The organism is Chryseobacterium sp. SIMBA_038, from assembly GCF_046535115.1.
Taxonomy (GTDB): Bacteria; Bacteroidota; Bacteroidia; order Flavobacteriales; family Weeksellaceae; genus Chryseobacterium.
Map to the genome: position 1 here is coordinate 1 of NZ_JAWRXH010000022.1, position 506 is coordinate 506.

1 protein-coding gene is annotated in these 506 nt (G+C 51.4%); it reads left to right on the forward strand.

Annotated features, from left to right (window positions below; translation table 11 throughout):
- On the forward strand, positions 1-506 hold a 506-nt coding region (locus tag SB689_RS22535; RefSeq protein WP_410694312.1), incomplete at both ends, for a DNA polymerase domain-containing protein.

The following is a 506-nucleotide window of genomic DNA, read 5'->3' on the forward strand; positions in this document are numbered from 1 at the left end:
TTCGTCGTGACTGGTCTGAAATCGCGAAAGAAACCCAGGCGCGTGTTCTGGAAGCGATCCTGAAACACGGTAACGTTGAAGAAGCGGTTCGTATCGTTAAAGAAGTTACCCAGAAACTGTCTAAATACGAAATCCCGCCGGAAAAACTGGCGATCTACGAACAGATCACCCGTCCGCTGCACGAATACAAAGCGATCGGCCCGCACGTTGCGGTTGCGAAACGTCTGGCGGCGAAAGGTGTTAAAATCAAACCGGGTATGGTTATCGGTTACATCGTTCTGCGTGGTGACGGTCCGATCTCTAACCGTGCGATCCTGGCGGAAGAATACGACCCGCGTAAACACAAATACGACGCGGAATACTACATCGAAAACCAGGTTCTGCCGGCGGTTCTGCGTATCCTGGAAGGTTTCGGTTACCGTAAAGAAGACCTGCGTTGGCAGAAAACCAAACAGACCGGTCTGACCTCTTGGCTGAACATCAAAAAATCTGGTACCGGTGGTGGT